This window comes from Enterobacter sp. JUb54 (assembly GCF_014298075.1).
GTDB classification, from domain to species: Bacteria; Pseudomonadota; Gammaproteobacteria; order Enterobacterales; family Enterobacteriaceae; genus Klebsiella; species Klebsiella lignicola.
In genome coordinates this window covers 4,661,673-4,676,071 of sequence record NZ_CP060418.1, presented here as the reverse complement: position 1 = coordinate 4,676,071, position 14,399 = coordinate 4,661,673, and the positions used below count along the sequence as shown (strand labels likewise).

Genomic DNA, 14,399 nt, shown 5'->3' with positions numbered 1-14,399 from the left:
TTTATGCTCCGAGTGAGTTATGCGCGTGAAACACGTCGCCAGGCCATCCGCAGCCATTCACGGTGCAGGCTCAGCGAGCGCCCCATCACCACCACAACCAACAGCGCCCCTGACAGCGCGCTCGACACCTGGTTGGGGATGCCGACCATCTGTAAACCCTGTTGCAGATACCCCACCAGCAGTGCCGCCAGTGCCGTACCGAGGATCGAACCGGACCCACCGTAGATATTCGCCCCGCCGAGCACGGCGGCAGTGAGGGCCGGCATCAGCAGGTCGCGGCCGAGATCCGAGCGCGCCGAGCCGAAGTAGGAGACCAGAATCAGCGCCGCTATCGCCGACGCCACCCCCACCAGGCCATACAGCACATACGGCATGCCGTTCACCGACAACGCCGCATAGCGCGCGGCCCGGGGGTTTTGTCCCAGCAAAAAGAGGTGACGGCCAAAGCGCCCGCGGTGGGCCAGCAGCCAGAAGAAAAAGCTCAGCACCGCAAACAGCACCAGCGGTAACGGCAGCGGAAGCCCGGGCAGCGTCAGGTTAGCAAAGGCGGTAAAGCTGTCCGGGAAACCGCCAATCCCTTCATAACCGGTCGCCCCTGCCATCCCGGAAAGCAGCAGCGCCGCACCGCCGTAGAGGTACAGCGTGCCGAGGGTGATCACCAGCGGGCTGATGCCGGTGTAGTGAATCAGTGCTGCGTTAAGCAGGCCGCACAGCAGCCCCACCACGAGGGTCAGCGGGATCGCCAGCGCCATCGGCCAGCCCGCCTGCATCATCACCCCGAGGGCAATGGCGCACAGGCCAATGGTGGAGCCCAGCGAAATATCGATCCCGCCGCTGATGATCACCAGCGTCAACGGCAGCGCGACGATACCGATACAGATAAAATCGCTGGTGCTGAACAGCAGCATGTTGATGTCCAGCATCCGCGGGTTGATCGCGCCAAACAGCAGGATCTCCAGCACCAGTAACAGCAGCAGCGCGCATTCCCAGTTGAGTTTCATCTACGCCACCTCTTTGTTCTTACGGTTGGTGAACGGGGTGACGTGCTTTCCCCCTTTGTTACCGGACTGAAAGCGGCTGTACTTCAGCGCCCGCTGATGACGCGCCAGCGCCTGGCGCAGCCGTCCGTCGAGCACCAGCACGCCCAGCAGCACCAGACCGGCGATAAAATCGTTCCACCACGCCGGCAGCCGAAGCAGCACCAGCACGGTATCGATTTGCGTCAGGAAAAAGGCGCCGAGGAAAGCGCCCACCAGCGTGCCGGTTCCGCCCAGCAGCGAGATCCCGCCGAGGACGCAGGCGGCGATGGCTTTCATCTCCAGCCCGCTGCCGGTCTGGTTAGGGACAAAACCGATCTGCGCGGCAAAGACGATCCCGGCGCAGGCCGCCAGCATGCCGTTCAGGGTGAACGCCAGCATGCGCGTGCGATTCACCGCCACGCCGAGCTGACGCGCGGCGGCCAGGTTGTCGCCCACGGCGTAGAAGTCACGGCCAAACGCGGTGCGCGCCAGCAGCCACGCGCCTACCAGCAGGAGCCCCAGCACCAGCCAGCCCAGCGGCGAGACGCCGATAAACAGCGGCTCCGACAGCGACTTCAGGCTATCGGGCAGCCCCTCGATCCACTTGCCGCCGGTCCACAGCAGCATCACCCCGCGATACAGCCCCAGGGTTCCCAGGGTGGCGACAATCGCCGGAATACGCAGCCCCACCACCAGCAGGCCGTTAAACGCCCCGGCCAGGGCGCCAACCGCCAGCGCAAAGCCGATGGCCAGCGCCAGGTCATAGCCGGCGTTGAGCGCGGCACCGACCGCAATCGCGCTCAGGCCGACGGTCGAACCGACGGAAACATCAATATTGCGGGTCAGCATCACCAGCGTGGCCCCCAGCGCCAGCAGGCACAGGATTTGCGAACTGGCAAAGATCATCGCCAGAATCTGCAGGCTGAACCAGGCCGGGTTGAGGGCGATCAGCAGCGCAAACAGCGCCAGAATTGCCAGCAGCGCGCTGAGCTCGCGGTTTCTGAGTAACGTTTTCATGACTCTCCTCCAAAGGCCAGGGTCATCATGCGATCGACGGTCACCGCCGGCCGGAGCAGTTCACCGCTCTGCCGGCCCTGATGCATCACCAGTACCCGGTCGGCCAGCCCGACAAACTCATCGAGATCGCTCGATATCATCAGCACCGCCACGTTTTGCGCGGCGACGCTTTTCAGCAGCTGGTAGATGTCGGCCCGGGCAGAAACGTCGACGCCGCGCGTGGGTTCATCGACGATCAGCAGCAGCGGGTTGGCCTCCAGACAGCGGGCCAGCAGCACCTTCTGTTGATTGCCGCCGGAGAGCGTCCGCACGGTCTGCTCGCTATGATTCAGTTTGATGCCCAGCGCCCGGTGGTAGCGCTCCACCACCGCCGCTTCGCGCTGGCGCTGCTGCCACCACGATGGCTGGTTGAACATCACCGTGTTCCAGCGTACCGGCGCATCGAGAAACAGCCCGGACACCTGCCGGTCCTCGGGCAAATAGACCAGCCCGCTGGCCAGCCGCTGGCGGGTGCTGTCGCGGCTGACATCGCGGTTCTCCAGCCACACGCGCCCGGCCCGCGACGCACGCAGCCCGTACAGCGTTTCGGCAAATTCGGTGCGCCCGGATCCCACCAGCCCGGCCAGGCCGACGATCTCGCCGGCGTGGATCTCCAGACTGAGATCGATAAACCCTTCGCCGGTCAGATCCTCCACCCGCAGCACCGGAAAATCCTGCGGTTGAGTACGGCGGTTGCCCGGCAGCGCCAGCCACAGCTTCTGCGAATCGCTCAGATCGTGCTGGCGGTCGGCCGGCGTCATCGCGCTAATCAGCTGGGCGTCGCTGTATGCCGCCGTTTCACCGCTCAGCACCACCGCGCCGTCCCGCATCACCGAGATATGGCTGGCGATCTGGCGGATCTCCGGCAACTTATGCGAGATAAAAACGATACCGACGCCGAGATCCTGTAGCGCGCGGATCTGACGAAACAGGCGATCCGTCTCGCCCGGGGTCAGCGAAGCCGTCGGTTCATCGAGGATCAGGATCTGCGCATCGCGCATCAGGCCGCGCAGGATCTCCACCATTTGCTGATCCGCCACCTCCAGCGTGCCGGCTGCCGCCTCCAGATTGATCTGGCAGTTCAGCTGCTGCAGCTTCTCCTGCAAACGTTCGCCGTTTTCGGGCCGTCTCGGCAGGCGGAAAAGAATGTTCTCGCGCACCGTCAGGTTGGGAAACAGCATCGGCTCCTGAGGCACCAGGTAAATCCCTAACTGGTGAGCCAGCGCCGGATTGAGGCGCGAAAATGTGCGGCCGCCGAGCGTCAGTTCACCGTCATCAGGCGTTTCGACCCCGGCGATAATCTTCATCAGCGTCGATTTCCCCGCGCCATTGCCGCCCATCAGCGCATGCACCTGGCCGGAAAAGAGCGTGAAATCAATGCCCTTCAGCACGGCGATGCCGGAGAACTGTTTGCGGATCTGGCGGGCTTCAAGCAATGGCTTCATTGTCACGCCTCGTATGAACAAATGATTTTTTAATTTAATAATGTTCAAAAGCGTAGACCGTGAACTATATTTACAACCGTGCAAAGATCACAGATTGGTGCTTTAGATCGTTGGAAAAAATCGCCAAACCATGAAAGATCGGTTTTGCCAGTCGGCTCACACTTTCCGGCTGCGCAAGAGCGAACATATGATCTAAATTTTTATAAGAGTTCACTTTATGAGCGAAAAACGCATTACGGAAGAGAGCCGCTACGCTGGCCTGGCGTTAGCCGAAGAGGAGCTGGTGGCGCGCGTGGCCTGGTGTTACTACCACGATGGATTGACGCAGAACGATATTGGCGAGCGCCTGGGGCTGCCGCGCTTAAAGATCTCCCGCCTGCTGGAGAAAGGCCGCCAGTCCGGGGTGATCCGCGTGCAGATCAACTCTCGCTATGAGGGGTGCCTGGCGCTGGAAACCGAACTGCAGCAGCGTTTTGGCCTGAAGATCGCCCGGGTGCTGCCGGCGCTCAATACCCCGCCGATGAACACCCGTCTGGGGATCGGCGCGGCGCAATCGCTGATGGGCGTCCTCGAACCGGGGCAGCTGCTGGCGGTGGGTTTTGGTGAAGCGACCATGAGCTGCCTGCAGCATCTCAGCGGGTTTATCAGCTCGCAGCAGGTACGCCTGGTTACGCTCTCCGGCGGCGTCGGCCCGTATATGACCGGCATCGGCCAGCTGGACGCCGCCTGTCGCGTCAGCATTATTCCGGCACCGCTGCGGGTCTCTTCGGCCGATGTGGCAGAAATTTTACGCCGGGAGTCGAGCGTGCGGGACGTGATCCTTGCGGCAACGGCGGCAGATGCGGCGGTCGTGGGCATCGGCGCCATCGACCAGCATCGCGATGCCACGATCCTGCGCTCTGGCTACATCAGCGAAGGCGAACAGCTGATGTATGCCCGCAAAGGCGCGGTGGGCGACATTTTGGGGTATTTCCTGCAGGCCGATGGTCAGCGGGTTGAGGGGCTGGAGATTCACCGGGAATTGCTCGGGGTGACCCTCGACGAACTGGCGCAGCTGCCGACCATTGTCGGCGTTGCCGGTGGGACGGAAAAAGCGCAGGCGATTTATGCCGCCCTGGTGGGCAAACGCATCAATGGCCTGGTAACGGAAGAGACAACAGCACGCGCGGTGCTCACGCTGGCCTCCTGACGGCCCTGCGCCGCGCAACAATCGCGAGGCGCATGTCATGAGTTACCTGTTAGCGTTAGATGCCGGGACCGGCAGTATTCGGGCGGTAATTTTCGATCTCAGCGGCCGCCAGCTGGCGGTCGGCCAGGCAGAATGGAAGCACCTGAGTATCGAAAATGTGCCCGGCTCAATGGAGTTCGACCTCACCACCAACTGGCAGCTGGCCTGCCAGTGCATTCGCCAGGCGCTGGCAAACGCCCATCTCCAGGGGGCCGATATTCAGTCCGTGGCCTGCTGTTCGATGCGTGAAGGCATCGTGCTGTACGACCGTAACGGCGAGGCTATCTGGGCCTGCGCCAACGTTGATGCCCGGGCCAGCCGCGAAGTGGCGGAGCTCAAAGAGATCCACGATTTTCATTTTGAATCCGAAGTGTATGACGTCTCCGGCCAGACCCTGGCGCTGAGCGCCATGCCGCGTCTGCTGTGGCTGGCCCACCATCGCCCGGATATCTACCGCAAAGCGGCAACCATCACAATGATTAGCGACTGGCTGGCGGCAAAACTCTCCGCCGAGCTGGCCGTCGACCCGTCCAACGCCGGTACCACCGGCATGCTCGACCTGTTCAGCCGCGACTGGCGCCCGGCGCTGCTCGACATGGCGGGACTGCGCGCGGATATGCTCTCCCCGGTCAAAGAGACCGGGACGCTGCTCGGCGCGGTGACCCACGCGGCGGCGCAGCAGTGCGGCCTGCGGGCCGGCACGCCGGTAGTGATGGGCGGCGGCGATGTTCAGCTCGGCTGCCTGGGTCTTGGGGTGGTGCGCGCCGGGCAAAGCGCCGTGCTGGGCGGAACCTTCTGGCAACAGGTGGTCAACCTGCCGGAAGTACGGACCGACCCGGACATGAACATCCGCGTGAACCCGCACGTCATTCCCGGCATGGCGCAGGCGGAGTCCATCAGCTTCTTTACCGGCCTGACCATGCGCTGGTTCCGCGATGCGTTTTGCGCCGAAGAGAAGCTGGTTGCCGAGCGCCTCGGGGTGGATGCCTATTCCCTGCTGGAGGAGATGGCCAGCCGCGTACCGGCAGGCTCGCACGGCGTGATGCCAATTTTCTCCGACGCGATGCATTTCAAGCAGTGGTATCACGCCGCGCCGTCGTTTATTAACCTCTCCATCGACCCGGAGAAATGCAACAAGGCCACGCTGTTCCGCGCGCTGGAGGAGAACGCAGCCATCGTCTCCGCCTGTAATCTGGCGCAGATTTCGCGCTTTTCCGGGGTTGCCTTCAACAGTCTGGTATTCGCCGGCGGCGGCTCGAAAGGCGCCTTGTGGAGCCAGATCCTCAGCGACGTCACCGGCCTGCCGGTGCGGGTGCCGGTGGTGCGCGAAGCCACCGCGCTGGGCTGCGCCATTGCCGCCGGGACCGGCGCCGGTCTGTACCACGATATGGCGAGCGCCGGGGAAAAACTGGTGAGCTGGCATCGGGTCTTTACACCTAACCCGGCCCACCGCGAGCTGTATCAGGGGATGATGGAAAAATGGCAGTCGGTCTATGCCGACCAGCTGGGTCTGGTGGACAGCGGTCTGACCACCTCGATGTGGCAGGCGCCGGGGCTGGTTCCGCCCGTCCGGGCGCGGACGCCGTAACCTGCCTCACCCCGACGACACCGTCCACACCACAGGCGGCGCATGCTGACTCCAGCATCGCCGTTCAGCTGGCCTGCAGGATCTTTGAATCCCATCACAATCACCGCACTCTCTTTTTCCCTTTTTCCGCGCGACGGCTAAATTAGTAACTCATCCGACCACATAACAATAATGTTACATATCCGAAATCATTCAAGCTGCATGAAGGCGGCAAGGCCGTAAATCCCCAGGAGCTTACATCAGTAAGTGACTGGGGTGAGCGGGCGCAGCCAACACATATGCAGTTTGAAGTATGACGGGTATAAGAGACTGGAAGCCATTATGAGCCACTACCCGTCGTTATTCGCCCCGCTCGACCTGGGTTTCACCCAGCTGAAAAACCGCGTGCTGATGGGTTCCATGCACACCGGGTTGGAAGAACATGCCGACGGCGCAGAGCGGCTGGCGGCCTTTTACGCCGAACGCGCCCGTCACGGCGTGGCGCTGATTGTCACCGGCGGCGTGGCCCCTGCTGCTTCCGGGGTTACGATGGCAGGCGGCGCGGTGCTCGACGATGCCCACCATCTGGCGCACCACCGGCAGATTACCGAAGCGGTACACCGCGAAGGCGGCAAAATCGCCCTGCAGATTCTGCATACCGGGCGCTACAGCTATCAGCCGCAGCTGGTGGCCCCGTCGGCGTTACAGGCGCCGATTAACCGCTTTACCCCGCACGCGCTGAGCCATCAGGAGATCCTGCAGCTGATCGACGATTTCGCCCGCTGCGCGCAACTGGCCCGGGAAGCCGGTTACGACGGCGTTGAAGTGATGGGTTCAGAGGGCTATTTGATTAACGAATTCCTCGCCACCCGCACCAACCAGCGTACCGATGAGTGGGGCGGCGATTATGCCCGGCGCATGCGCTTTGCCGTGGAAGTGGTGCGCGCGGTCCGCGAACGGGCCGGCCACGACTTTATTATTATCTACCGCCTGTCGATGCTCGATCTGGTGACCGACGGCAGCACGCTGGAGGAAGTCACCACGCTGGCGCAGGCCATCGAAGCGGCGGGCGCCACAATTATCAATACCGGTATCGGCTGGCACGAGGCGCGCATTCCCACCATCGCGACCCCGGTCCCGCGCGGAGCCTTCAGTTGGGTGACCCGCAAGCTCAAAGGCGCGGTGTCGATCCCGCTGGTGACCACCAACCGCATCAACGATCCTGGCGTTGCGGACGCGATCCTCGCCCACGGTGATGCCGATATGGTGTCGATGGCCCGTCCCTTCCTTGCCGATGGCGAGTTCCTGAGCAAAGCGCAAAGCGGACGGGCGGACGAGATCAACACCTGCATCGGTTGTAATCAGGCCTGCCTGGATCGGATCTTCGTCGGCAAAGTCACCTCCTGCCTGGTCAACCCGCGCGCCTGCCATGAGACCCTGATGCCGGTGACAGCAGCTCCGACACCAAAACGCCTGGCGGTGGTCGGCGCAGGCCCGGCCGGACTAGCATTTGCCGTGAATGCCGCCGCGCGCGGCCACTCTGTGACCCTGTTTGATGCACAGCAGGAAATCGGCGGTCAGTTTAATATCGCCAAACAGATCCCAGGCAAAGAGGAGTTTTACGAAACGCTGCGTTACTACCGCCGGATGCTGGATCGGCACGGCGTTAACGTACGCATCGGCGATCGGGTGACGGCGGATCGCCTGACGGCGTTCGACGAAGTGATCCTCGCCACCGGGATCGCCCCGCGGATGCCGGAGATCGACGGCATCACCCACCCGAAAGTGCTGAGCTATCTCGACGTCCTGCGTGACAAAGCGCCGGTGGGCGATAACGTGGCGATTATTGGCTGCGGCGGGATCGGTTTTGATACCGCGATGTTCCTGAGCCAGCCCGCCATCGCCACCAGCCAGAATATCGCCGAATTCTGCAAAGAATGGGGCATCGATACCAGTCTGCAGACCGCCGGCGGCCTGCGCCCGGAAGGGCCGCAGCTGGAGAAAAGTCCGCGCAAAATTGTGATGCTCCAGCGCAAGGCCAGCAAGCCTGGCGACGGTTTAGGTAAAACAACCGGCTGGATCCACCGGGCGACCTTGCTGGCGCGCGGCGTTAAGATGATCCCGGCCGTGAGCTACCAGAAGATCGATGATGAGGGGCTGCATGTGACGATCGGCGGAGAGCCGCAGGTGTTGCGCGTCGATCAGGTGGTTATCTGTGCCGGGCAGGAGCCGCGCCGCGAGCTGGCGGATCCGCTGCGTGCGGCAGGGAAAGTGGTGCATCTGATTGGCGGGTGCGATGTGGCGATGGAGCTGGATGCCCGCCGCGCCATCGCCCAGGGGACGAAGCTGGCGCTGGAGATTTAACGGGAGTTCCCGGGATTTCCAGGGATTTCCCGGGGGCGCTGCGCTTGCCCGGGCTACATGCGCTGGCTACACAGATACGGGCTACTGAGAGGAGTAGCCCGGCGGGCGGTCTGCGATTAGCGCAACTTGCGCATTTTCACCGCTTTCAGCACCACGAATTTATTGTTGGTGGCGACGGTGGTGCAGTTGCCGAAAATCTTCTTCAGCTTGTGGAAATAGTCGAGGTGACGGTTCGCCACGATGTACAGCTCGCCGTTGATCTTCAGGCAGCGGCGCGCGTGGTGGAACATCTCCCACGCGATATTGTCCGTCAGCGCATGCTTCTGGTGGAACGGCGGGTTGCACAGCACGGCGTTAAAGCGGAAAGGCTCGACGCCTGACAGGGCGTTGTTGATCATAAACTCGCAGCGATCCAGCGCGTCCGGCATGTTGGTTTCGACATTCAGGCGGCTGGAGGCGACGGCCATCGGCGACTCATCGACGAACACCACGCTGGCCTGCGGGTTTTGCTCCAGCAGCGTCAGCCCGACCACCCCGTTGCCGCAGCCCAGATCGACGATTTCGCCTTCAAGGTCTGACGGCAGGTGTTCGATAAAGAAGCGCGCGCCAATATCCAGTCCGGTACGTGAGAACACGTTCGCGTGGTTGTGGATCGTCCAGTCGGTCCCTTCCAGCTTCCAGCTTAAAGTCTGCGGCGCATCGGCAAGAGCCGGGGCGCTGAAGGTACAGTTGATCAGGCGGGCCTTTTTCCAGGCCAGGGTGGTGGTGGTCGGCCCCAGCACTTTTTCAAACAGCTCAAGGGTCGAGGTATGGATGTCACGGGCTTTTGCCCCGGCGATGATTCGGGTTTCCGGCGTCACGACCAAACGCAATGCGCGCAGCTGCTGCTCCAGCAGGGCCATGGTTTTCGGCACTTTGATCAGCACGATACCCGGCGCTTGCGGGTACTCTGCCGTGCTGTCGAGGAACTTGACGCTGGATTCTTCGATCGCGTTATGGCGTAAATTCTCACGGGTGGCGAGTTCGGTTAAATAGGAGTCGCCGATGCTGAACGGGGTATGCTCCGCCAGGGCGCAGCTCAATGCGCCAAAGGTATCATTCAGAATCAGGACCGGGCCGTTAATCTCCGTGTCATCTAACTGCTGCAGCAGATATTCATCCGCCGCTTCCCACGCCTGAAGCGGGTTGACGTCATCCGTTTCCGGAAAACGTTTCAATGTCAGTGAACGGAAACCGTTGTCTAAGTGGCTCATCGGCCCTCCTGAGTGGTAAAATTTCGGTGTTATCCCTGAAAGGGTGCGTGAGTATACCCTTTTTGCACACAAAATCATTCAGGATGCGCCGAAGCCACCTGAAAGAGGATGTGATGTTCTTCTGTCTGGAGTATTGATGAGCCAACTGACTTACCTGCAGGGCTACCCGGAGCATTTGCTTTCTCAGGTCCGCACCCTAATCGCCGAGCAACGTCTGGGCGCGGTGTTGAATAAACGCTACCCCGAAGGCCACGACGTCAATAACGATAAGGCGCTGTATCAGTACACCCAGGATCTGAAGTCGCGCTATCTGCGCGGCGCCGCGCCGATCAACAAGGTCATGTACGACAACAAAATTCACGTGCTGAATAACGCGCTCGGCCTGCATACCGCCATTTCACGGGTTCAGGGCGGCAAGCTGAAGGCCAAAGCTGAAATCCGGGTGGCGACGGTGTTCCGCGATGCGCCGGAGGCCTTTCTGCGTATGATTGTGGTCCATGAACTGGCGCACCTCAAAGAGAAAGATCACAACAAAGCCTTCTATCAGCTGTGCTGTTATATGGAGCCTCAGTACCACCAGCTGGAGTTCGATACCCGCCTGTGGCTAACGCATCTTTCGTTAAATCGTTCTGCGTAATGGCGCACTGGTTTTGTCATGCTGGCATGGTAGAGTGGCAAAAGGTCCCCTTTAACGGAGTTCGTCAACGTTTATGATACGTTTCGCTGTTGTTGGTACAAACTGGATAACCAAACAGTTTGTCGATGCCGCCCATGAAACTGGCAAGTATAAACTCACCGCAATTTACTCTCGCAGCCTTGAACAAGCCCAGGCTTTTGCGCGCGATTATCCCGTCGACCATCTGTTCACGTCGTTGGAGGATCTGGCGCAGAGCGATGCCGTTGACGCCGTGTATATTGCCAGCCCGAACTCCCTGCACTTCCCGCAAACGCAGCTGTTCCTGAGCCATAAAAAGCATGTGATTTGTGAAAAGCCGCTGGCCTCCAACATTCAGGAAGTCGAAGCCGCCATCCTTACCGCCCAGGAAAACCAGGTGGTGCTGTTCGAAGCCTTCAAAACCGCCAGCCTGCCGAATTTCCTGCTGCTGCAGCAGTCGCTCAGCAAAGTGGGCAAACTGCATAAAGCCTTTATCAACTACTGCCAGTACTCCTCCCGCTATCAGCGTTACCTTGATGGCGAGAACCCGAACACCTTCAACCCGGCGTTCTCCAACGGCTCGATCATGGATATCGGTTTTTACTGCCTGGCCTCCACCGTCGCGCTGTGGGGTGAACCGCGCGCCGTGCACGCCAGCGCCAGCCTGCTGGACAGCGGCGTCGATGCTCAGGGTACCGTGGTACTGAGCTACGCGGATTTTGACGTCACGCTGCACCACTCAAAAGTGAGCGATTCTACGCTGCCAAGCGAAATCCAGGGCGAAGCCGGTGCGCTGGTGATCGAGAAAATCTCGGAGTGCCAGAAGGTTGCTTTCATCCCCCGCGGTGGCAAAGCGCAGGATCTGACGCAGCCCCAGCACATCAATACTATGCTGTATGAGGCGGACGTTTTCGCGGATCTGGTCGAGGCCAACCAGGTGAATCACCCGGGTCTGGAAGTCAGCCGGATTACGGCCAAACTGCTCAGCGAAATTCGCCGTCAGACCGGTGTGGTATTCCCGGCGGATAATCCACAGGTGGCGTAAAAGAGTGTAAAGAGGCCGTCATCGACCATTGACGCCTCTTATGACTTGTAATATTTTGTTACGTGCAAAGGGGAGTAACTTCCTTGCCGGTGGATCGTCATTACGATGCGTGCAAAACCGCATCCGGTCGCCGGGCAATAACCAAAGCGTTCGCCTTCAGTGTGCGGTATTTTGGTTGTTGTAAGTGAGACCTTGCCGGAAGGCGAGGTCTATGCATAAACACGCAGCGGCTGCCGTCTTCCGACGTCAGCCGTTTTGTTTTTATGTAAGGAATCGAGTAATGAATACTGTCGGCACACCGTTATTGTGGGGTGGATTCGCCGTTGTCGTCGTGATCATGCTGGCCATCGATCTGTTTCTTCAGGGTCGGCGTGGCGCGCATGGCATGACCATCAAGCAGGCTGCAGGCTGGTCGATGCTTTGGGTCACCCTCTCCCTTCTCTTTAACGCCGCTTTCTGGTGGTACCTGGCGCAGACCCAGGGCCGCGAGGTTGCCGATCCTCAGGCGCTGGCTTTCCTTACCGGCTATCTGATTGAGAAAGCGCTGGCCGTTGATAACGTCTTCGTCTGGCTGATGCTGTTCAGCTACTTCGCCGTGCCGCCTGCGCTGCAGCGTCGGGTGCTGGTTTACGGTGTTCTTGGGGCGATCGTGCTGCGTACGGTGATGATCTTCGCCGGAAGCTGGCTTATCTCACAGTTCGAGTGGCTGCTCTACATCTTCGGTGCGTTCCTGCTGTTTACCGGTGTGAAAATGGCGCTGGCGAAGGAAGATGATTCCGGCATCGGCGACAAACCGCTGGTACGCTGGATCCGCAGCCACCTGCGCATGACCGATAAAATTGAAAATGAACACTTCTTCACGCGCAAGAACGGTGTCCTGTTCGCTACCCCTCTGCTGCTGGTGCTGATCCTGGTGGAGTTAAGCGACGTTATCTTCGCGGTCGATAGCATCCCGGCGATTTTCGCCGTGACCACCGACCCGTTCATCGTGCTGACCTCAAACCTGTTCGCGATCCTTGGCCTGCGCGCCATGTACTTCCTGCTGGCAGGCGTGGCGGAGCGCTTCTCGATGCTGAAATATGGCCTGTCGGTGATCCTGGTGTTTATCGGTATCAAGATGCTGATCGTCGATTTCTACCACATCCCGATTGGCGTTTCGCTCGGCGTGGTGGGCGGCATTCTGACCCTGACCCTGTTGATTAACGCCTGGGTCAACATGCAGAACGACAAGAAAAAATTACAGCAATAAGCCGTAAATGGCCGGGTGAAGAGGTTTTTTGCCCGGCCAGCAACTGACACCATGCATTATCCCTCGCTATGTCACACATTCGTTAATATATAGTTAAAAAATAAGATCTGAACGAAATAAGCAGCATTTTACGCTTCCTACCCGCCGCGCTTTCCGTATACTCGACCAGGCAAACATTTATTTACATCCGGACATAAGCGTAACAAAGAGTACGTACATGAGACGGACAGCGACATCACCACAAGGAATGCATTATGACGACACAAACTCCTTCATCGGGCCTGCTACGGCGTCTTGTTCAGGGTAGCCTGGTAAAACAAATTTTAGTGGGGCTGATTCTTGGCGTGCTGTTAGCGCTGGTGTCAAAACCGGCGGCCATTGCCGTTGGCCTGCTCGGCACGCTGTTTGTCGGCGCGTTAAAAGCCGTCGCACCGGTACTCGTATTGATGCTGGTGATGGCATCGATCGCTAACCACCAGCAGGGGCAGAAGACCAGCATCCGTCCGATTCTGTTCCTGTACCTGCTGGGGACCTTCAGCGCTGCATTAACCGCCGTGCTGTTTAGCTTTGCCTTCCCTTCCACGCTGCATCTGTCCGCTGCCGCCGGCGATATCACCCCGCCATCGGGGATCGTCGAAGTCCTGCGCGGGCTGCTGATGAGCATGGTGTCGAACCCTATTGATGCGCTGCTGAACGCCAACTATATCGGGATCCTGGTATGGGCCGTTGGCCTGGGCTTTGCGCTGCGTCACGGCAATGAGACGACCAAAAACCTGATCAACGATGTGTCCCATGCGGTGACCTTCATTGTGAAAATGGTGATTCGCTTCGCGCCGCTGGGGATTTTCGGCCTCGTCTCATCCACCCTGGCGACTACCGGCTTCTCTACGCTGTGGGGCTATGGTCAGCTGCTGGTTGTGCTTGTGGGCTGTATGCTGCTGGTGGCGCTGGTGATTAACCCGCTGCTGGTGTTCTGGAAGATCCGTCGCAACCCGTATCCGCTGGTGCTGACCTGCCTGCGTGAAAGCGGCGTGTACGCCTTCTTTACCCGCAGCTCCGCCGCCAACATCCCGGTGAATATGGCGTTGAGCGAAAAGCTGAACCTCGATCGCGATACCTACTCCGTCTCCATCCCGCTGGGTGCCACCATCAACATGGCCGGGGCCGCGATTACCATTACGGTGCTGACGCTGGCCGCCGTCCATACCATGGGTATCCCGGTGGATCTGCCGACCGCCCTGCTGCTGAGCGTCGTGGCATCGCTGTGCGCCTGTGGTGCTTCCGGCGTCGCCGGTGGCTCTCTGCTGCTGATCCCGCTGGCCTGTAACATGTTCGGCATCCCGAACGATGTCGCCATGCAGGTGGTTGCTGTGGGCTTCATCATCGGCGTTCTGCAGGACTCCTGCGAAACGGCACTGAACTCCTCTACCGACGTGCTGTTCACCGCCGCGGCCTGTATGGCTGAAGACGATCAGCTGGCGAAAAACGCGCTGCGCGATTAATCCTGCCGACCCTCTC

Annotated in this window: 10 protein-coding genes and 1 pseudogene; 7 read left to right on the top strand and 4 right to left on the bottom strand. The window is 60.3% G+C overall.

Features of this window, described 5'->3' with window-relative positions:
* Position 1: 1 nt before the first annotated feature.
* From lsrD to lsrA, 3 genes and pseudogenes are all read right to left on the bottom strand, one after another.
* A pseudogene (gene lsrD, locus HF679_RS21665) lies at positions 2-1,001 on the bottom strand (autoinducer 2 ABC transporter permease LsrD).
* The gene (gene lsrC / locus HF679_RS21660) at positions 1,002-2,036 is read right to left on the bottom strand and encodes an autoinducer 2 ABC transporter permease LsrC (protein ID WP_187042367.1); all 1,035 of its coding nucleotides are present in this window, start codon (positions 2,034-2,036) and stop codon (positions 1,002-1,004) included.
* A complete protein-coding gene (gene lsrA / locus HF679_RS21655) occupies positions 2,033-3,520 on the bottom strand; it encodes an autoinducer 2 ABC transporter ATP-binding protein LsrA (RefSeq protein WP_123756392.1) in 1,488 nt (495 codons plus the stop codon). Before lsrA ends, lsrC begins: the two co-directional genes overlap by 4 nt.
* Before the next feature lie 217 nt (positions 3,521-3,737).
* Between lsrA and lsrR the strand changes: the two genes are divergently transcribed.
* From lsrR to HF679_RS21640, 3 genes are all read left to right on the top strand, one after another.
* Positions 3,738-4,709 carry a transcriptional regulator LsrR gene (lsrR, locus tag HF679_RS21650; protein WP_123756391.1) on the top strand — a complete coding sequence of 324 codons (972 nt, stop codon included), beginning with the start codon at positions 3,738-3,740 and terminating at the stop codon, positions 4,707-4,709.
* Positions 4,710-4,746: 37 nt separating this feature from the next.
* On the top strand, positions 4,747-6,336 hold the full coding sequence (gene lsrK / locus HF679_RS21645) for an autoinducer-2 kinase (RefSeq protein ID WP_187042366.1): 1,590 nt from the start codon (positions 4,747-4,749) through the stop codon (positions 6,334-6,336).
* A 321-nt stretch (positions 6,337-6,657) separates the two neighbouring features.
* A complete protein-coding gene (locus tag HF679_RS21640) occupies positions 6,658-8,679 on the top strand; it encodes an NADPH-dependent 2,4-dienoyl-CoA reductase (RefSeq protein ID WP_123756389.1) in 2,022 nt (673 codons plus the stop codon).
* 116 nt (positions 8,680-8,795) lie between these two features.
* On the opposite strand, the gene rlmG is transcribed toward HF679_RS21640, so the two are convergent.
* Positions 8,796-9,932 (bottom strand): 23S rRNA (guanine(1835)-N(2))-methyltransferase RlmG, encoded by a 1,137-nt coding sequence (gene rlmG / locus HF679_RS21635; protein ID WP_123756388.1) that lies wholly within the window; start codon positions 9,930-9,932, stop codon positions 8,796-8,798.
* A gap of 136 nt (positions 9,933-10,068) precedes the next feature.
* Between rlmG and HF679_RS21630 the strand changes: the two genes are divergently transcribed.
* The 4 genes from HF679_RS21630 (at position 10,069) to sstT (ending at position 14,383) form a co-directional block, all read left to right on the top strand.
* Positions 10,069-10,569 (top strand): M48 family metallopeptidase, encoded by a 501-nt coding sequence (locus tag HF679_RS21630; RefSeq protein WP_123756387.1) that lies wholly within the window; start codon positions 10,069-10,071, stop codon positions 10,567-10,569.
* Between the two features lie 73 nt (positions 10,570-10,642).
* On the top strand, positions 10,643-11,632 hold the full coding sequence (locus HF679_RS21625) for a Gfo/Idh/MocA family protein (RefSeq protein ID WP_123756386.1): 990 nt from the start codon (positions 10,643-10,645) through the stop codon (positions 11,630-11,632).
* A gap of 280 nt (positions 11,633-11,912) precedes the next feature.
* Positions 11,913-12,881 carry a TerC family protein gene (locus HF679_RS21620; RefSeq protein WP_174509455.1) on the top strand — a complete coding sequence of 323 codons (969 nt, stop codon included), beginning with the start codon at positions 11,913-11,915 and terminating at the stop codon, positions 12,879-12,881.
* A 254-nt stretch (positions 12,882-13,135) separates the two neighbouring features.
* Positions 13,136-14,383 (top strand): serine/threonine transporter SstT, encoded by a 1,248-nt coding sequence (sstT, locus tag HF679_RS21615; RefSeq protein ID WP_123756384.1) that lies wholly within the window; start codon positions 13,136-13,138, stop codon positions 14,381-14,383.
* The last annotated feature ends 16 nt before the right edge of the window (positions 14,384-14,399 follow it).

Coding starts and splice junctions, on each gene's coding strand:
- sstT (WP_123756384.1), top strand. CDS start 13,136: ATGACGACACAAACTCCTTCATCGGGCCTGCTACGGCGTCTTGTTCAG.
- lsrC (WP_187042367.1), bottom strand. CDS start 2,036: ATGAAAACGTTACTCAGAAACCGCGAGCTCAGCGCGCTGCTGGCAATT.
- lsrA (WP_123756392.1), bottom strand. CDS start 3,520: ATGAAGCCATTGCTTGAAGCCCGCCAGATCCGCAAACAGTTCTCCGGC.
- HF679_RS21640 (WP_123756389.1), top strand. CDS start 6,658: ATGAGCCACTACCCGTCGTTATTCGCCCCGCTCGACCTGGGTTTCACC.
- lsrK (WP_187042366.1), top strand. CDS start 4,747: ATGAGTTACCTGTTAGCGTTAGATGCCGGGACCGGCAGTATTCGGGCG.
- HF679_RS21625 (WP_123756386.1), top strand. CDS start 10,643: ATGATACGTTTCGCTGTTGTTGGTACAAACTGGATAACCAAACAGTTT.
- HF679_RS21630 (WP_123756387.1), top strand. CDS start 10,069: ATGAGCCAACTGACTTACCTGCAGGGCTACCCGGAGCATTTGCTTTCT.
- lsrR (WP_123756391.1), top strand. CDS start 3,738: ATGAGCGAAAAACGCATTACGGAAGAGAGCCGCTACGCTGGCCTGGCG.
- rlmG (WP_123756388.1), bottom strand. CDS start 9,932: ATGAGCCACTTAGACAACGGTTTCCGTTCACTGACATTGAAACGTTTT.
- HF679_RS21620 (WP_174509455.1), top strand. CDS start 11,913: ATGAATACTGTCGGCACACCGTTATTGTGGGGTGGATTCGCCGTTGTC.